This is a genomic window from Nostoc sp. C057, assembly GCF_013393925.1.
In the GTDB taxonomy this organism is placed as follows: Bacteria; Cyanobacteriota; Cyanobacteriia; order Cyanobacteriales; family Nostocaceae; genus Nostoc; species Nostoc muscorum_A.
This window is the reverse complement of sequence record NZ_CP040281.1, coordinates 6,784,234-6,803,560: the sequence shown is the minus strand read 5'-3', so window position 1 is coordinate 6,803,560 and position 19,327 is coordinate 6,784,234. Positions and strand designations below refer to the sequence as shown.

Sequence of the window (19,327 nt, the reverse complement as noted above, 5' to 3'; positions counted from 1 at the left end):
TGCTTTATTTCGTTGAAATTAGCCGTTCTATCGCTGAGTGCATAGTAGTCAACCGCCGGACAATCTGATCAATCTCCAAATCTAATATGCTGTAATCAATGACTGCTTGACGAACAGGTGTATGCTCTTGATTTACAGCTAGTTCTTGTATTCGCGCTGTACGTAGTGCTTGCAGGTGCGGTTGGATTTTTTGCAGTGTTTCTTCCAAGCCAGGTAAGGGTGGTGGGGTAATTTCCAGTTGTACTGAATCAGCTAACTGCTCTAACATTAGCGAAACTTGGCGGACAAAAGTTTCTAATTCCGGCAGTGGTACTGTTCCTCGAAAATGTTCGAGATGCACTGCTAAAACTGTCACGGAGTTAGTAAAACGTCCCATGTACACCAACAGCGTCATCACTGGTTCTACTAATTCTTTGGGCATTTGGGGTTCGCGCAGCAATCCTTGAAATGAGGCTTGAGCATTGCCAATTGCCAATCCCGTTTGTCGCCGTTGACTGATAATGGTGGAGTCATGCTCTTTTGTTCCCTGGTAAACAGCCATCACATCTTGAAAGTATTTGTGGCATTCTCGCAGTGCAGTGGCGAGTTGGCTGGGTAAGCGATCGCGTTCCCGATTTGGCAATATAAAGTAATGGCTTGCAAAAGCCAGTCCCGCCCCAATTAATGTATTCAAGACGCGAAAGCCAGCAAATTGCCAACCAATGGGATTACCAATATCGATAATTAGTAAGACAAATATTGATAAGAAAATCACTGAATAGCCATAGTTGACACTGATTAGGGAAATGCCAAAAAATACTGTCAGCACGATGATGATGTCTAACACAGTCTTACTGGTGATGGTTGCGACTAGAACAGCTGCTAACACGGCTCCCAAGATCGTCCCGCCAACTCGCTGGAAAAACCTCTGGAAAGTTGCACCCAAGTTCGGTTTGAGGACTAGGATGCTTGTCAGTGTCACCCAATACCCCATTGGTAAATTAGTAATGCTATATAGGATTACGCCTACAGTGAGAGTTACACTAATGCGGAGAGCATGACGAAAGATTGCTGAGTCTAAAGTGAGGTTTTCTTTGAGTAAACTTAAGAGCGATCGCTGTTCATCTTCAACTACAAGAAGTTTATCTACATCTCGGCGACTCATCTTGTTATGTTCTACCAGAGATTTAACTGTCTGAGCTGTATATTGCAACTGCTTAATCAGTTTTTCTATCATCAGCACCAGGTTAGTGAAAGCAACGAGGGTTGTGTAGTCTGTCTCACTCCCAGCAATTGCTTTTCTTTGCAGACTTTCTTGTTCTTTTAGTGCCTCATAAATGCGGTTAAGATTTCCCAAATCGATGCTAGCAGGCTTGCGAGATATGACTTTCGCTATGGCTTGCAGAATCACTGATATTTGTTCGAGTGCATCGTCTACTAATTGCTGAACTGCCTGATATTGCTGTTGTTTGAAGTGTGTTTCTAGTAACTCTGTTAAGGCAATAACCGAGCCAAGCAAGCGATCGCCATCCTGAATTAGTACCAATAACTGCTCATCCATCCAACTCCGAGCCGGCTTTCCGATCCGTCCAGTACCTAAAATAGTCCGTGCTGTCTCTAACGCCTGTCTAATTTCGAGAATATTTTCAGGTGTTGTAACTTTACCGAGAAATGCCTGAATGTAGTTGGCGATTCCACTGAAGCAGCCAGCCAAAGCTATCCGTAGCGGGTCATAAGGTCTAAAAGGCCACATTACTAAAGAAAGTAACATCGCCCATCCACCTGCAATTAGACATAGCAGCGATCGCATGAGTGCAGCTTCCAGATTTCCTGGCTGTGCGATCGTCGAAATAAATGATACCCCTACAACCAGACCGACATTTGCACCAGCGTTACCATACATCGACGCAAAACCTGAAGCAAGTCCCCAAAGAAATGTCAGTACTACAGATAATCCTAGAATTTTAGCGACTAGAGTACCCACAAATACCGAAACAGCCATTCCCAAAGTAGCCGCCACCATAGCCTTAGCTTTGATCTGGTAAGGACCACCAACATTTGCTAAGTTGACAAAGTAAGCCATTAAACCGACAAATAATCCGCTTTCCCTTTGGTTGATGATTTGCCCAATTAGCATCGGAACTCCCAACGCTAATGCAGCTCGCAAGCCGTTGGATATTGCTGGTTTTCCTGGCTCTGGCTGGATCAGAGACCTGAGAAAATTACTTCGATTCAACTGCATTGTTTTTGTTAACAAAACAAAATTTTTATTTGGATTTTTTTAATATTCTTATATATTTAGATTTATTCTAATTCATCGTGGGCAAGTGAGAGCTTTTCGAGAAAGTTAATATTAGGATTCACCTTTTGCTAATTTATCACTGACAGAATGATTGCTAACTAAGCTTCACAGGTGTATGTCCCAGAAATTGCTAAGGCTGTGTAACCATTTTTAGCCAAAGTTATGCTTTAGATAATTTGATGTAACCCGAATAATTTGCCCCATTTGAGTAGAAACTAAAAACCGCGTTTTTGAAATTAAGTATGAATTTGATCTGTCTCTAATCTAAAACCATTTTTTAGGGGCAATTCATGTAACTGCAAATGCGTCTACATGAATTGCCCCTAAAAAAATCATCTGATTGTGCAAAATAAATTAGTTGAACAATCAAGCAGTCAGAATATAAGGCGAGTCGATCGCCGCTACACGACCAGCATCTACCAAAGCTTGGTATACCATCGCCGCTACCTCAGCGCGTGTAGCATCACGGGTAGGATTGAGTTGTTTGAGGTTCGGGTGATTGACAATAATCTCCTTGTTTATAGCTTTCACTACCTCATCCTTGGCATATTCAGGAATCTTGGCTTGGTCATCGAAAGCTTTAATAGATGCTGTACCATCAGCAGATAACCCCAACCCATTCACTAGGGAGACAATCACTTGCACGCGCTGAATATTCTTGTTCGGGCTGAAAGTATTGTCAGGAAAACCAGAGAGAAATAAACCTTGATATGCCTGCTGAATAACCTTAGATGCCCAGAAATCTGCGGGTACATCTTTGAATTTCACCACGGGACGGTTTGGCGATGGGTTGAAAGCTTTTACCAATAATGCGGCGTATTGTGCCCGTGTCATCGTAGCATCGGGTTTAAATGTGCGATCGGGGAAACCATTAACTATCCCCAATTTGACTAATTCTCGAATAAACCCACCTGCCCAATGATTACTAATATCGGTTAATTCGATAGTAGGTGTTGGGGTTGGTGTCGGTGTTGGGGTTGGGGTTGGTGTTGGGGTTGGGGTTGGTGTTGGTGTGGGTGTTGGGGTTGGCGTTGGCGTTGGCGTTGGGGTTGGTGTTGGTGTGGGTGTTGGGGTTGGTGTTGGCGTTGGGGTTGGCGTTGGTGTCGGAGTGGGTGTTGGCGTTGGGGTCGGAGTGGGTGTTGGCGTTGGTGTCGGCGTGGGAACCGAACTATCTGCAAACTCTATGCTTCCCGCGACTTTAGACGCATCTATTTTATTTCCTATAGAAACCAGCTTGTTGGAACTGGCATTTTGCAAATCAAATTTACCGTTATTGCGTAAAGTATTACCTCCTAAGTTATTAGTACTGCCGATATCCGGTAGGGCAGTTCCAATTACTGTGATACCATCATCAGTGTTATTTTCACTGACATTGTTACGTAATAGAGGACGGGCACTACCAGAGATGACAATCCCAGAACGGTTTTCGTAAATTTTGTTATCTCGAAGGATGGGTGATGCAGTATCACTAATTGCGATGCCAAAACCTGTTTTGACGCAGGTATTACCTTGAATTTGACCTTTGGAATTTTTAGCGATCGCAATTCCATTGGCTGCATTCTCACTGAAAAAATTACCTAAAATAATTGGGTTCGCCTCACCTGTAGCAAATACTCCCTCCCGCTTACAGTTGGTGAAAGTGTTATTAGCAACAGTAGGAGCAGTTGATTCAATCCAGACACCACTACCACGGCTAGCCAGATTTGTTACAGTTACCCCCCTGAGTTCGGCTTTATCCAACAACACAAATGTGACATTCTGACCAGCGAAAGTACGGCTCAAGTAAGTACCACTGCCTTCAATCAAAATCCCCTTGCCAGTGTTTGTTTCATTACCCAGCACTGTCACACCAGATGGAACCGTTAGCGGAAAGACTTCACCGCTAGCAGCATTGTAATTACCATCTGCCAGTTGAATCTTGGTATCAACATTAGCTACCTTAAGGGCTTGCGTAATAGTTTTGAATGGGGCTTGTTGGCTACCAGCGTTGGTATCGCTTCCTGATACTGGATTTACATAAAAAGTTTGAGCCATATTTATACTTCCAAAAAATACATAGCTATCTTAGCGCTAACTATAAAGGTGGGTAGCGATTGATGCATTAAGTAACTTAAAGTACTTCTCACTGCAAAGTTTAAAAATTATGCCAGTATTTTTGGGTTTCACTGGTACTCGACAACCCAAAATTCCTGGGTGGAGAGTGGAAAGTTAAGAGTTCTGAGGTGGGATGACGAAAATGAATGTAGAGACATAGCACTGCTACGTCTCTACAAGGGTTCTGGATAACGCATTATTTAATTTCTAGAGAAATCGTAAAAAAGCAAGAAGCAGGGAGAAGATTTTCTCCTCTGCCTCTTTCCCCTTATTTCCTCTTAATAGGGCCACTTCCAGTCACGAATTTCTGGCACATCGTCGCCGTACTTCTCAATGTAGTGCTTGTGTTCGATCAGCTTATCTTGCATCTGCTGTTTAACATAAGCTGCGCTAGATCCTAGTTTGGGTACGCGATCGATTACATCAATTACCAAATGGAAGCGATCTAGATCGTTGAGAACAACCATATCAAAGGGAGTGGTGGTAGTTCCCTCTTCCTTATAGCCACGTACATGGATGTTTTTATGATTAGTGTGGCGATAGGTTAGGCGATGAATCAGCCAGGGATAGCCATGAAAGGCAAAGATAACGGGTTTGTCGGTGGTGAAAATTGTGTCAAAGTCTTTTTCACTCAAACCGTGAGGATGTTCGGTTTTTGGCTGGAGTGTCATCAAATCGACTACGTTCACTACCCGCACTTTTAAATCTGCGAAGTGCTGACGCAGGATATCTACAGCCGCCAAGGTTTCTAAGGTTGGAACATCCCCAGCACAAGCTAGCACTACATCTGGATCACCGCCTTCGTCGTTGCTTGCCCATTCCCAAATGCCGATGCCTTTGGTGCAGTGCTTGATGGCTGCATCTATGTTGAGATATTGCAGTGCTGGCTGTTTTCCAGCAATGATGACGTTAACATAGTTGCGGCTTTTGAGACAATGGTCAGTTACCGACAGCAGAGTGTTGGCATCGGGGGGCAAATAGACGCGAACAATCTCGGCTTTTTTGTTAAGTACATGGTCGATAAAACCAGGGTCTTGGTGAGAGAAGCCGTTGTGGTCTTGTCGCCAAACGTGAGAGGTGAGTAAGTAATTGAGAGAAGCGATCGGTCTACGCCAGGGAATATGTTTGGTAGTTTTCAACCATTTGGCGTGTTGGTTGAACATGGAATCAATGATGTGGATGAATGCCTCGTAGCAAGTGAAAAATCCGTGGCGACCTGTGAGAAGGTAGCCTTCTAACCATCCTTGGCAAGAAGTTTCGCTGAGAATTTCCATCACCCGACCGTCGGGGGAAAGGTGGACATCTTCGGGGTAAATCTCGGCTTCCCAAACCCGATCTGTAACTTCCAATACAGGATCTAGACGATTCGATGCTAATTCGTCGGGGGCGAAGATGCGGAAATTGCTACTTTCTTGGTTAAGTCGCATGATATCCCGCAGGAATTTGCCGGTCACTTTGGTAGCTTCTGCGATCGCTTTCCCTGGTTCAGCAACATCTACAGCATAGTCTTGAAAATCGGGCATTTTCAGGTCATGCAGCAAAATACCGCCGTTAGCGTGGGGATTATCACCCATGCGCCGATGCTTTTTGGGGGCTAGTTCTGCTAGTTCAGGAATCAGTGTGCCGTTAGCGTCGAAGAGTTCTTCTGGTTTGTAACTCTTCATCCAGTCTTCTAGGAGTCTCAGGTGGTCTGGCTGTTTGGCGATGTTGCCAAAGGGAACTTGATGCGATCGCCAATAACCTTCGGTTTTTTTACCATCCACTTCCTTGGGCCCTGTCCAACCCTTGGGGGTTCGCATGACAATCATCGGCCACTGAGGACGTTTGGTGAAACCATGTACGCGGGCTTCCCTTTGGATACTTTGAATTTCTGCGATCGCTGTTTCTAGAGTCACCGCCATCTGCTGGTGAACATCTGCGGGATCTTCACCTTCTACAAAGTATGGTTTGTAGCCGTAGCCTACAAATAAACTCTCCAACTCATCATGGCTAATCCGTGCCAGTGTAGTTGGGTTAGCAATTTTATACCCATTCAGGTGCAGAATCGGCAGTACAGCGCCATCACGTACCGGGTTAAGAAACTTGTTGGAATGCCAGCTAGTTGCTAAAGCGCCTGTTTCAGCTTCACCGTCACCGACAACAGCAGCAACGATTAAGTCAGGGTTATCAAAGGCAGCACCATAAGCGTGGACGAGTGCATAACCTAATTCCCCGCCTTCATGGATCGAACCAGGAGTTTCCGGTGCTACGTGACTGGGAATACCACCGGGAAAAGAGAACTGTTTAAAGAGTTTCTTGATTCCCTCAGCATCCTGAGAGATGTTGTGGTAATACTCGGTGTAGGTGCCTTCTAGATAAGTGTTGGCTACTAGTCCAGGGCCTCCATGACCGGGGCCAGCAATATAGATTGTGTTGAGGTCATATTTTTTGATGACTCGATTCAGGTGAACATAGATAAAATTCAGCCCTGGCGTTGTTCCCCAATGCCCTAAGAGTCTGGGTTTGACGTGTTCCAGCTTTAGTGGTTCTCTTAGTAGCGGATTATCTAGTAGATATATTTGCCCAACTGAAAGGTAGTTAGCTGCACGCCAGTAGGCGTTTATCTTCCGTAATTCTTCATCTGTTAAAGGCTTTGTTTGTGGAGTCGTTGCTAATGTCATTTCGACACTCCATTACAAAAAGGTTTTTGATGGGTTCATCAGTAAGCAATTATACTTGTTTTCCAAATGATGGCCATCTACCCATGATGATTTTTTCAGCCTTTGTGGCTAAATTTCTGTCTTTTACAGAGTTCTACAAAGATTTTGTTTTCTACCTCTATGTTGAAGCATTAAAAGATACTTTGCTATAATAAGTAAATATTTTTATAAGCTATTAGGTTATATGTGTAATGGGTGGAATCATGCTCCTGGGTGTGATTGTGGCTGGGGGGGAGCCTATGGGACTCACGGCGATGGAAACTTGCTTTCACCTAGCCTTGGAAATGTGATAAATCGCAGCCGTAATTCAAATATTTTAAAAGATGAGGAAGCAAAAACATTTCCAGTTTCCTGTCCGTGGTGTAAAGCAAGCGTTTTCTACCATACCAACGGGTTTGGTGATTCGGTTTACTTTGATAGCTTAGGCTATCCTTGGCAAGTCCATGAATGTTTTAAGAGGTATTGGGAAAATAAGAAAGCTTCATTAAAAACAAATTCAAACTCGTCTGAAATTAATCAACTATCTGCCTTCTTTGGTATGACAGCCAATCAGCAGAAACGATTAATACTTGTAGGGGCTGCTCGCCAAATTCCAAATGTCATAGTTGGAGAATTTCTCATCTACAAAATAAAAGAAGAATCCCTAGCAAAACAGATGAAAATTCCTATACAACATCTGAGAAATCTTTATGGACATTTATATATTCAAGAAACTACTGGGATCAAGATTTTTTCAGATGAAGAATTAGAAGATATAATAAAATCGAAAGTTAAAACAAATACAATTAATAATCAGCAGCAAGCTTTTTTTCATAAATCTAATCAACCAAATAATCTTATTCCATCTCCATATGACCGTGTTTCATGTCGATATTGTAAACATAATGTTAGAAGCGATCGATTAGAAGAACACATCAAAAATAAGTGTGTAGTAAAAAATAGTCGCGTAAATGCAATTACCAACGAGAAGAAAATTGTTTCTACTAAATTTAATCAGCCAAATAATCATGTTTCGTGTCCTTATTGTAAGCAAGGTATTAGAAAAGACAGATTACAAACCCATATAAACAAAAAGTGTTCCAAATTTTTCCGTAAGTAAATACAAATCAATCTGTCGCTTGGTCGGTCATCAGAGGCTATGGAGGCAGATCACGGAATGACCTAATTATTAATTTCCAATAACCCAGGCGGTGGCGTAATTTCAATCCGATTAGATTTCAAGTCTACAACTGGTGCGATCGCTTCCACAAATGGAATCAAAACAGTCTTTTGCTTTTTGTCAGTAGCAAAGGATTCATGCAACTTTACTTCTAATAAGTCATTCCCAGCCGGGATGATATCTACCACCGTACCAACGAGTTCGCCGGATGCTTGCATGAAGACTTCCAAGCCAATCAAATCGAGGACATGATATTCATCTTCGCCTAATTGGGGGCGATCGCTCACTGGCACCATTAGTTTACAACCACGCAACGCCTCCGCCTGATCGCAAGTTTCCACACCAGCTAATTTAATTACATACAAGTTTTTGTTACTGATATAACGTCCTGTTAATAATTCGATTGGTTGTGGTTCTGTGCCATCTAAACGCAACAACCAACGTTTTCCCGGCACCTCAAATCTTTCGGGAAAGTCAGATACAGGATAAACCTTCAATTCTCCAGACAATCCTTGAGGGGAAACAATCTTACCAATTTCTAACCAACTATCGAGATTAGGGACTGGGGATTGGTTACTGGGAACTACGGGCTGGGGATTAGGGGTTGGAGATTGGACATTTTGAATTTTTGAATTTCCTCCTACTCTCTTGCCCCTCTGCCTTCTGCCTTCTGTCCTCTGCTCCTCTGCACCTCTGCCTCCAATCTCTTTATTAGCTTCTTCGTGTTTCATTTCCATTTTTCCTACTAGTACAACACGGCGGAAATAAACCACCCATTCTAAATCAATGAAATGCTTACACTGTATTCATTTTTAGTTTTTAGTTTTTAGTTTTTAATTTTTAATTCCGCCTTGCAGTACTAGGCAGTCACCGCCGCACCTTTATAAGCTTCTTCAGCCACTTTTGCTAAACGTTGCATAGCAGTGGCTATCTCTTCATCTGTACCTGTGAGGCTGATACGGAAACATTGATGCTTGTGCGCCCACTCTTCATCTAAACCGGGGAAGAAGCTACTTCCTGGGACAATAATCACACCTACTTGCTTAACTAGCTGGTAAAATTCCCAGTCTCTCATGGGTAAATCTTGTAACCACAACCAAGCAAAAATTGCCCCTTCACCGCGATGAAGGAACCAGGGTAAATCCTTGGGCATCGATTGTTCTAAGCTGGTTTCTAAAACGGTAAACTTATTTTGGTAAAAGGGACGGATGACAGTGTGAGAAATTTCTACTAAAGCACCAGAATTGATTGCATAAGCTGCGATCGCTTGGCCGTAACGTGAAGAATGGAGACCAATATTTGCCTGGAAACACTCCAGTACCTCAATCCACTTTTCATCCCCAATGGCAATACCAACCCTTTCTCCTGGTAATCCGGCTTTCGATAAACTCATGCAGTGGAGGATGTTATCACCAAACACTGGTGTCATTTCGGTAAAGTTCAATGCTGGAAAGGGAGGCGCATAAGCTGAGTCAATTAACACGGGCAGATTGTAAGGCGCAGCTAGGGCAGCAATCTTTTTCACCTCATCCTCAGTGAGGACATTACCAGTGGGATTACAAGGGCGAGAGAAGAGGATACAACCCGTATTTTCTGAAATCGACAGTTGGCTGAAGTCGGGGCGATATTTAAATCGGTGGGCGGCTTCATCAATATCGAGAGTCGGTTTGTAGGCAGTTAAAGCTTTTGGAACTAAGGAGAGGCCGCCGTAACCTGTGTAGTCAGGGCTGAGGGGCAAAACGATTTGTTTTAACTCGCCGCTAGGGGTATAGCCACCGAAGCTATTCACAGCGTAGAAGTAGAGGGTTTGACTACCGGGGGTGATGAGAATATTGCGATCGCTTAAGTTTAACCCGTAGCGTTTGTTAAAGTCGTTAGCGATCGCTTGAATTAATGGTGCATAGCCCTGACTTGAACCGTAACGACAAACTACCTCACCATATTCTGGACTAGCCAAAAGCTGTGCAGTACAATCCCGCCATAACTGCTCTACTTCTGGCAAAATCAACGGATTACCAGCACTCAAATTAATAAATTGCTGCCCTGCACCCCCTCTTAATGTCTCGATAATATCCTTCATGATTGCTCTTACGCCAGTCAGGTTGGACATTTGAGCGCCAATTTGAGTTAGGGCAGGGTTCATAAGCTGTGACAAAATAATGTATTAATCGAGAGGTGGACAAATTATTTGGGGGTTACTGCTGACATCTAGTTTACATCGTTGCCAAAACAGCTGTCGCCGCCTTAACCAATCTAGCGAGAGAATGATATTTTAACAAAGTCAGGACTTACACAAAAAATAGCCTAAACTTTTATTTTCCGATAGGGTAATTCATGTAGACGCAAAGCGGCTACATTACGAGTTCTCCAACGAGTACCCGCAGGATATTGCCTTACCGCGTGTAGTTTTGCGTAAGTCCTAAAAGTGAAAGAATTCCCGTCTTCAACCACGGTGGAGAACGTCAAATAACTATTAACTATATATAGGAGGGGCTGAGGTTGCAAGTTAAAGCAGCAGTGGCTTACAGCGCAGGTAAGCCGTTAACGATTGAAACCGTTCAACTATCGGGGCCACAAGCTGGCGAAGTGTTAGTTGAGGTGAAAGCTAGTGGGATTTGCCATACCGACGCTTTTACCCTATCTGGTGAAGATCCCGAAGGTTTGTTTCCGGCTATTTTGGGGCATGAAGGTGCTGGTGTAGTAGTGGAAGTAGGCACTGGTGTCACCAGTCTCAAACCAGGGGATCATGTGATTCCCCTATATACTCCCGAATGCCGCCAGTGCGAATATTGTCTGAGCTTCAAAACTAATCTTTGTCAAGCCATTCGCTTAACTCAAGGACGCGGTGTCATGCCCGATGGCACCAGTCGCTTTAGCATCGACGGGCAGATGATTCATCATTATATGGGTACATCCACCTTTGCCAACTATACGGTGCTGCCGGAAATCGCCCTGGCAAAAATTCGGGAAGATGCCCCATTTGAAAAGGTTTGTTACATTGGCTGTGGTGTTACTACTGGTATTGGCGCAGTTATCAATACTGCCAAAGTGGAACCAGGAGCAAATGTAGTGGTTTTCGGCTTGGGTGGTATTGGCTTAAATGTCATCCAGGGAGCGCGGATGGTAGGGGCGAATATGATTGTCGGGGTGGATATTAATCCCAGCAAACGCGCTTTGGCGGAAAAGTTTGGGATGACGCACTTTGTCAATCCCCAGGAAGTAGAGGGTGATTTAGTTCCCTATCTGGTTGACTTAACAAAAGGCGGTGCTGATTACAGTTTTGAATGTATCGGTAATGTCAAAATTATGCGTCAAGCATTAGAATGCTGTCACAAAGGTTGGGGTGTCAGCGTGATTATTGGTGTTGCTGGCGCTGGACAGGAAATCAGTACTCGTCCTTTTCAATTAGTAACTGGGCGCGTTTGGAAAGGTTCAGCATTCGGAGGTGCGAGAGGGCGTACAGATGTGCCGAAAATTGTTGATTGGTATATGCAAGGCAAAATAAATATTGATGATTTAATTACCCATGTGATGCCGATTGAACAAATTAATGATGCTTTTGAATTGATGCATAAAGGTGAATCAATTCGGAGTGTAGTGACTTTTTAGCTGTTAGATTCAAAGCTTTTTCTCAAAATAAAATTAACAGTAGGGAAGTATATCTGTCAGTTGTGTTAACTTAAGCTAAAACACAAGATTTTGTCTTGTGTTTTAGCCTAAATAAAATTTCAAAATTCCAAAATTAAAGCTTATTTTTTCGCTAACAACTCTGAGCTAAACCTCGTCTACTTTGAGAACCGTAGTTTTGTAGGTTGGGTGCAGCGATCGCGTAACCCAACATAAATAAGATGGTAATGTTGGGTTGCGTTTCACTCCACCCAACCTACATAAATATATCGTTTAAAAAACTCTAGGTTTCAACATAGATGAGGTTTAGATATAAATAAACTTAACCATATCATCGTAAATCGAGTAAACTCAAGCCAAGCGATATCTCCGATAGATTACGCTACATAACACTCTGAGATTGTTTGACTTTACTCACGATGACATCACTTATTTTTCAATATATCATTGTTGTATATTTTTGCATTTATTCAACTAAAAATTAATCAGTTGGTTGTATGTAAATAGCATAATGTGTCTAGTAGAATCTTTCTCTCAAAATAGTACAGCTTGGTCAAAATAACTATCCAGTCGATTTTTGAAATTATTTTCATAACCCCTGCAATAAGTATCCATGAGTAAAACTAGTGATGACGAAATATTGTTGCACAACCAAACTTGGCAGCGTGAGCGGCAAATTATAATCCGTTTGTCTTCTTTAAACTATCGAACTGGTGAAATAGGTAGCTATTTGCATAATATTGCCTGTGGAGTCAGCGAACTTATTGGAGTTGATTGGACAGTTGTTACCTTTTGCCAGGAGGGGTTTGAAACGGTTCTAGCCAGTAGTCTCGAAATGGGCGAGGGTGAACATATTTATTCACTACATGGTTTATTAACTGGTACTGTTATTCAAATGGGTCACTCATTAGCTGTGAAAGATGCTCAAAAACACCCAGAATATGGACAGGCTCCAGAAGGTTATTGTGCATATTTAGGGATACCACTGCGGATTGCTGAAAACAAGGTAATTGGCACTATCTGTTCTTTTAATCACCAACCACGTGATTTTACAAAAGAAGATATTCAAATTGCGGAATTGTTTGCTGAACGAGCCGCAACAGCAATTGATAACTATCATCTTTATCAACAACAGTGCAAATTTAATCATATTTTGGAAGCTGAGGTAGAAAAACGCACCGCAGAATTACAAGCAACCCAAGCCAAGCTTTTAGAACAGGAACGATTGGCAGCTATTGGTGAATTCGCTGCCATGATTGTGCATGAAATTCGTAATCCCTTGACTACAATGATTATGGGATTAAAGTATTTCCGAAAAAGCATTTTAACAGAATCTGCTCAAGAGCGATTGGCGTTGGCATTGACTGAATCTAGTCGTTTAGAGCGCCTGCTAAGTGAAATTTTGCTATATGCCAAGCCTCAAGTATTGCAGCTTTGTGAATTAGATGTGAATGAATTCATTCATGAGTTGCTGGCATACATTCATGAAATGCCAGAAGCTCTGGAACGAAAAATTGAATTTGTTCCGGTGTTACCTATAGTAAAAGTTTTAGGGGATAAGGACAAACTTAAACAAGTATTTATTAACATTATTCGTAATGCTTGTGAGGCAGTTGCACCAGGAGATATTGTTAAATGTAAAGTCGATTGTTCCCATATAAATAAAGTCTATATTAATGTCCACAATGGCGGCGAACCAATTCCATCAGAATTTCTAAGCAAGCTTTCTCAGCCATTCTTCTCCACAAAAGCTTGTGGAACTGGGCTAGGGCTTGCTATTACCAAACGCATTGTCAATGCTCATAATGGAGAACTGTCAATCTGTTCTGACCTCTTAACAGGCACTACCGTTAGTGTTCAATTACCTGTAGTTCCTTTTTAGAGCTTTTGATTGATATTAAGTACTTCTTCTGCTACGGTTATCCTATTTAGGATTGTGATACATAGCATTGCATCACTTCATGAGAAAAATCGATAAATGGAAAAATATCAACTCAGCCCAAAAAACTGGTCACAAGAAATTTACATTAAAGCCTTAAAGAAAGCAGCATACGCACATCAAGGTCAAAAAATGGCAGGTTCAGAAATACCTTACCTTATGCACTTGAATCTTGTGAGTATGGAAGTAATTGCAGCCCTAAGTGTGGAAACAGAACATGATGGAAATCTTGCTATTCAATGTGCTATTTTGCATGACACAATCGAAGATACTAATACAACGTTTGAGGAAATCAGAATTGAATTTGGTGAATCAGTAGCTAATGGTGTACTTGCACTGACTAAAGATGAAAATTTAGCAAAAAATCTCCAAATGGCAGATAGTTTACAAAGGATAAAAAAGCAACCAAAAGAAATATGGATGGTGAAATTAGCAGATAGAATTACTAACCTGCAAGCACCACCACATTATTGGACTCAAGACAAAATTATTCGATATCGAGAAGAAGGTATTCAGATTTATGAAGCTTTGCAGGATGCAAGCCCATTTCTTGCTTCCCGCTTGGCAACATTAATTGAAGATTACAAAGCATTTATCAATTAAATAGTCTTTTGTGAGTCAAATCACACTAGCAACCTAAGCACTGCAATAACATGATATTCATGCATAAATTCTTACATACAAAATGATGGAATTACTTGAACTAATGTTGGTGCTAGCTACAGTAGTTGGTGTTACAGACGGAAACACAATTTTAGTTAAAAATAATGTCGGACAAACAATTCCAGTCAAGCTAGCGTGCATTAATGCACCAAAGGCGGTTGGACAGGTGTATACTTTAGCAGCGACACAAAGGTTAAAACAGCTACTACCACCTAAAACTCCTGTTGTGATTAGAAGCATAGAACAACTCGAAAATGGTCGTACAGTTGGTGAAGTGTTTGTGGATAATCGGTCAGTAAATCTCCTTTTGGTAGAGTCAGGTAATGCTGTCGTTGACAGAGAATCTTTACAAAATTGCTACGAAAGCAAAACCCAATATTTAATTGCAGAAGCCAATGCTAAAAATAAGCACCTGGGATTGTGGCAGCAATCAAAGATGCAATTGAAGTTTCATGAAAAATAATATCAAATCAGGTTGTTCGGGAGGAACCCCAGATGTAATTGATATCAGATACCCGACTTTTTAAAGAAATCGGATATCTGGATAATACGAATTTTTACCAATCAGATAGCTATGATTGCTTTTTTAATATCATCAATCAATTCATCAATCCTTGATTGTGTAGTGTTCCAAGAACACATAAAACGTACTCCTCCCACACCAATAAATGTATAAAACTGCCAGTTATTTGCTTTTAAGGTGTGAATGACTTGTTCAGGTAATTTCACAAATACGGCGTTGGCTTCTCTGGGAAACATTAAGTCAACGCCTTCTATATTTAACAGTTGATTTTCTAAATATTCAGCACATTGATTAGCATGTCTAGCATTTTTTAGCCAAGCACCAGTTTCTAATAAACCCAACCAGGGAGCAGAAATAAACCGCATTTTTGAAGCTAACTGACCTGCTTGCTTACATCGATAATCAAAATCTTCTGCTAACTCTTTGTTGAAGAAAAGAATTGCTTCACCTAATGCCATTCCATTCTTAGTACCACAAAAGCACAATACATCTACTCCAGTTTTCCAAGTAATTTCAGCAGGGCTTTTATTCATAGCGGCAACTGCATTTGCAAAACGAGCGCCATCCATGTGAATTTTTAAATTATACTTTTTCGCTACTTCTTTAATTTTTAGAAGTTCTTCAATAGAATATAAAGTTCCTAATTCAGTTGATTGGGTAATACTAATAACTTTAGGCTTTGGATAATGAATATCAGTGCGTCTAGTGACAATTGCCTCTATAGATTCTGATGTTAACTTGCCATTTTTCCCTTGAGCGAGTAAAAGTTTAGAACCATTAGATGCAAATTCAGGTGCGCCACATTCATCTGTTTCTATGTGAGATGTTTCATGGCAAATCACGCTGTGATATGACTGGCAAAGGGCAGCTAAAGATAAAGAATTTGCGGCTGTACCATTAAAGGTGAAAAATACTTCACAATCAATTTCAAAGAGTTCCCGAAAATAATCTGTTGCTTTTTGAGTCCATTCATCATTCCCATAAGCTGGAACACTACCCTGATTTGCTCTAATCATATATTCCAGTGCTTCTGGACAAATACCAGAAGAATTATCACTTGCAAACTGTTCTAAGTTGCTACTCATAATCTCTACTTTGATTTTTTTTCGTAATTATTACAATATTAGTAAATAATTTTGGTAGTTGACAACTACAAGATTTAGGAAAAATATGAATATCTCAAATTAGATAATAACTCTGCTAATGGTAATAACTTCAGATGGTAATTAATTAAATATAGCGGTTCCCAATTGCATGGAATATAGACCTAACCTCCAGCCCCTTCCCTTGAAGGGAAGGGGAGTAAGATTCAAAGCCTCTCTCCTTTTAGGAGAGAGGTAAAAACTGTACTGCACCCAAGCAATAACCGCTATATTTGTAGAGCAATTGTAAATTATTTTTAAATAACTATAAGCCTAGCTTTCAAGATAACTTAGTAGTTCGCAAAATTTGATTTTCAAAAATAAAATTGTTATATCTTACATTAAACGGTTAATTATTTATTGGCTTTTGTTTGAGTAGTTATAGCCTCTAATAGGATGAATATACTATTAAATGGATTTGCTAATGTCCACAGAAAACTGGAGTCTTAGTTTCCCTTTACTGAGACATTAAGTTACTACGGTGTATTTATCAGCTTGGGGTTGAGGAAATTTTGGGACATTGAAAATGGCAAATAAGTAAATATTATGCTAAAAAAATAAAGTTTGCCAATTAGAATGCCAATCATATACTTATAATGTACTATACAATGCCCTGCCAGTAGCTTGCTTCCTTGTAAGGGTACAAATTGGGGAACCTGCCCAAGGCACCGGCTCACCAATGACTAATGACTAATAACTAATGACTGAACCATTGATTGAACTAAAAGGTGTTTCTAAGTCCTTTGGTAGCCATAAAGTTCTAGATAATGTAGACTTGACCATTTACCGGGGAGAAGCACTAGGGATTATTGGGCCATCAGGGACTGGTAAATCAACAATTCTACGGGTAATGGCGGGGTTACTTGCTCCTGATGAAGGAGAAATTTATGTGCAAGGAGTGCGGCGGGACGGTTTGATTGAGGATGGTGGACAGCCAGTTGGCATTGGTATGGTGTTTCAACAGGCGGCGCTATTTGATTCGCTGACGGTGGAGGAGAATGTGGGATTTTTACTTTATCAAAATTCAAAGCTGCCGCGATCGCGCATTCGAGATTTGGTAAAAGAAAAATTGGAGATGGTCGGTTTGCCATCAATAAGCCACCTTTACCCAGCCGAACTTTCCGGGGGAATGCGAAAACGGGTAAGTTTTGCCCGTGCAATCATGTCTAACCCCGATAATCCCTCAGAAGGCCCAGAAGTTCTATTATACGATGAACCAACAGCCGGACTCGATCCTATTGCCTCAACTGTAATTGAAGATTTAATCCGCTATTTGCAATGTTTGAATGGAGTTTGTAGTACATACGCTGTTGTTACCCATCAAGACAGTACTATTCGCCGTACTGCTGATAGACTTATATTTCTCTATGAAGGTAGAGTGCAGTGGCAGGGTACAGTTAGTGAGATATACAACACAGAAAATCCCTTGATCAAACAATTTATGAGTGGAAGCGTGCAAGGGCCGATTCAAGTCGTCGGTTAGAAACTGAAAAGTGAAAAGTGAGGAGTGAAAAATGAGGAATGAGAGTTAAATTCAATTCATAACTCCTAACTCATAACTCCCAACTCATAACTAATTATTGGGTAGAGGAAAAATATGCGAGGTCTTATGACAAGCCGCTTCGCGTCTGGGCGAACATTTAGAGAAGGCTCTGTGGGGTTGTTGCTCCTGGTAGGACTAGGAGTATTTGGGTTACTCTTTTTGTGGTTAAATAGATTTACTGCTGCTGGCCGTTCATACAAAATTATTGTGGAATTTGCTAACGCTGGCGGAATGCAAAAGGGAGCAATAGTTCGCTATCGAGGTGTTAAAGTAGGAACTATTTCTCAGGTTCTACCAAAAGCGAATGCGATTGATATAGAAATTGAAATTGCCCAAACTGACTTAATTATCCCCCGGAATGTCGTGGTGGAAGCTAATCAAAGTGGATTAATTAGCGAAAGTATTATTGACATTACACCAAAAACAACTTTACCTGCTGGGGTTGTAATTGCTAGACCCCTAGATAAAAGTTGCGATTCCAGTCTGATTGTCTGTAATGGCTCTCGCTTAAAAGGTCAAATTGGCATCAGTGTTGATGAATTAATTCGCAGTTCAACTGATCTGGCCTCATCATACAATGACCCCAAATTTTATAGAAATGTCAATAGGGTTCTAGAAACTACCACAGGTGCAGCATCCAGTTTTACTGAGCTAAGTCAGGATTTACAAGGTTTGACTAAAAGCTTGCGACAACAATTAAATACATTTTCAGCCACTGCTAATTCAGTACAACGAGCGACTAACCAACTTAATACATCTGCAAATCAAACAGTAAATAAATTCGGTGCAACTGCAACTCAAGCAAATCGTTTGCTCAACAACCTGGATAATCTGTTGACAACAAATCGTTCTTCGCTGGTTGGCGCTTTAAATAATATCACCGAAACCAGCAACCAACTACGTGTTACAGTCAGTAGCTTATCACCATCTGTCAATCGATTGACTCAAGGAGAATTACTCAACAATTTAGAAGCTCTTTCAGCAAATGCAGCGCAAGCCTCAGCTAATTTACGCGATGCTTCTAAAACTTTAAATGATCCCAAAAATGCGGTGCTGCTGCAACAAACTTTAGATTCAGCACGAGTCACCTTTGAAAATACCCAAAAAATTACATCTGATTTGGATGAATTGACAGGCGATCCTAATTTCCGAAAAAATTTGCGGCAATTGGTGAATGGTTTAAGTGGTTTAGTCTCTTCTACACAAGAGATGCAGCAACAAGTACAAGTTGCTACTACTCTAGATTCGGTCAAAGCTGCTGTGAGAAAACCAAATAATCTAATAATTCCTACCCCAGCACCAACCCAACAAGCAATGTCTAATGACAAGTCACTACCCGTCCATGAAGTTAATCCTTCACCTGCTAATTTTGAAAGTAGTGATATTAACCTTCAACCAACCCCCAGTCCGTCTATTCCTAACTCATCCCAAGAAGTTTTGTTAAAACAGCTGCGGGAGTATGGTAAACAACGAGAGCAACTGGAGACGGAAAAATAGGCAACAGACATCTCCAGAAATTAATGATGCGTGACTTGAAACTTTTGTAGAGATGTTGCATTGCAATGTCTCTACATTCTTTTTCACCAGATTTTAATTTAATGTGAGCTTGAACTACCCCTCGCGCCTCTTGAGCGATCGCTCTACAGAAAATCCAATA

General features: G+C 41.2%; 13 protein-coding genes. 7 read left to right on the top strand and 6 right to left on the bottom strand.

Features of this window, described 5'->3' with window-relative positions; genetic code table 11:
• Positions 1–4: 4 nt before the first annotated feature.
• The 3 genes from FD724_RS28960 to FD724_RS28950 all read right to left on the bottom strand — a co-directional run bounded on the left by FD724_RS28960 (position 5) and on the right by FD724_RS28950 (position 7,035).
• Positions 5–2,221 (bottom strand): FUSC family protein, encoded by a 2,217-nt coding sequence (locus tag FD724_RS28960; RefSeq protein WP_179074981.1) that lies wholly within the window; start codon positions 2,219–2,221, stop codon positions 5–7.
• 426 nt (positions 2,222–2,647) lie between these two features.
• On the bottom strand, positions 2,648–4,315 hold the full coding sequence (locus FD724_RS28955) for a DUF1565 domain-containing protein (RefSeq protein ID WP_179074980.1): 1,668 nt from the start codon (positions 4,313–4,315) through the stop codon (positions 2,648–2,650).
• Positions 4,316–4,653: 338 nt separating this feature from the next.
• The gene (locus FD724_RS28950) at positions 4,654–7,035 is read right to left on the bottom strand and encodes a phosphoketolase (protein ID WP_179074979.1); all 2,382 of its coding nucleotides are present in this window, start codon (positions 7,033–7,035) and stop codon (positions 4,654–4,656) included.
• Between the two features lie 223 nt (positions 7,036–7,258).
• On the opposite strand from FD724_RS28950, the gene FD724_RS28945 reads away from it, so the two are divergent.
• The gene (locus FD724_RS28945; protein WP_179074978.1) at positions 7,259–8,173 is read left to right on the top strand and encodes a hypothetical protein; all 915 of its coding nucleotides are present in this window, start codon (positions 7,259–7,261) and stop codon (positions 8,171–8,173) included.
• Between the two features lie 62 nt (positions 8,174–8,235).
• Here the strand turns inward: FD724_RS28945 and rimM are convergent, their stop codons facing one another.
• Positions 8,236–8,964, bottom strand: a complete 729-nt coding sequence (gene rimM, locus FD724_RS28940) for a ribosome maturation factor RimM (RefSeq protein WP_179074977.1) — start codon at positions 8,962–8,964, stop codon at positions 8,236–8,238.
• A gap of 128 nt (positions 8,965–9,092) precedes the next feature.
• Complete coding sequence (locus tag FD724_RS28935; protein ID WP_179074976.1) at positions 9,093–10,376, bottom strand: valine--pyruvate transaminase; 1,284 nt, start codon at positions 10,374–10,376, stop codon at positions 9,093–9,095.
• Positions 10,377–10,732: 356 nt separating this feature from the next.
• Between FD724_RS28935 and FD724_RS28930 the strand changes: the two genes are divergently transcribed.
• The 4 genes from FD724_RS28930 to FD724_RS28915 all read left to right on the top strand — a co-directional run bounded on the left by FD724_RS28930 (position 10,733) and on the right by FD724_RS28915 (position 14,925).
• Positions 10,733–11,842, top strand: a complete 1,110-nt coding sequence (locus FD724_RS28930; protein ID WP_179074975.1) for an S-(hydroxymethyl)glutathione dehydrogenase/class III alcohol dehydrogenase — start codon at positions 10,733–10,735, stop codon at positions 11,840–11,842.
• 631 nt (positions 11,843–12,473) lie between these two features.
• The gene (locus FD724_RS28925; protein ID WP_179074974.1) at positions 12,474–13,742 is read left to right on the top strand and encodes a GAF domain-containing sensor histidine kinase; all 1,269 of its coding nucleotides are present in this window, start codon (positions 12,474–12,476) and stop codon (positions 13,740–13,742) included.
• Between the two features lie 96 nt (positions 13,743–13,838).
• Positions 13,839–14,402 carry an HD domain-containing protein gene (locus FD724_RS28920; RefSeq protein ID WP_179074973.1) on the top strand — a complete coding sequence of 188 codons (564 nt, stop codon included), beginning with the start codon at positions 13,839–13,841 and terminating at the stop codon, positions 14,400–14,402.
• 82 nt (positions 14,403–14,484) lie between these two features.
• Positions 14,485–14,925 (top strand): thermonuclease family protein, encoded by a 441-nt coding sequence (locus FD724_RS28915; RefSeq protein WP_256874385.1) that lies wholly within the window; start codon positions 14,485–14,487, stop codon positions 14,923–14,925.
• Positions 14,926–15,026: 101 nt separating this feature from the next.
• Here FD724_RS28915 and FD724_RS28910 read toward each other — a convergent pair whose 3' ends face one another.
• The gene (locus tag FD724_RS28910) at positions 15,027–16,070 is read right to left on the bottom strand and encodes a low specificity L-threonine aldolase (protein ID WP_179074972.1); all 1,044 of its coding nucleotides are present in this window, start codon (positions 16,068–16,070) and stop codon (positions 15,027–15,029) included.
• Between the two features lie 757 nt (positions 16,071–16,827).
• Here FD724_RS28910 and FD724_RS28905 point away from each other — a divergent pair.
• Positions 16,828–17,610 carry an ABC transporter ATP-binding protein gene (locus FD724_RS28905; RefSeq protein ID WP_163928668.1) on the top strand — a complete coding sequence of 261 codons (783 nt, stop codon included), beginning with the start codon at positions 16,828–16,830 and terminating at the stop codon, positions 17,608–17,610.
• A 114-nt stretch (positions 17,611–17,724) separates the two neighbouring features.
• The gene (locus FD724_RS28900) at positions 17,725–19,167 is read left to right on the top strand and encodes an MlaD family protein (RefSeq protein WP_179074971.1); all 1,443 of its coding nucleotides are present in this window, start codon (positions 17,725–17,727) and stop codon (positions 19,165–19,167) included.
• Positions 19,168–19,327 lie beyond the last annotated feature (160 nt).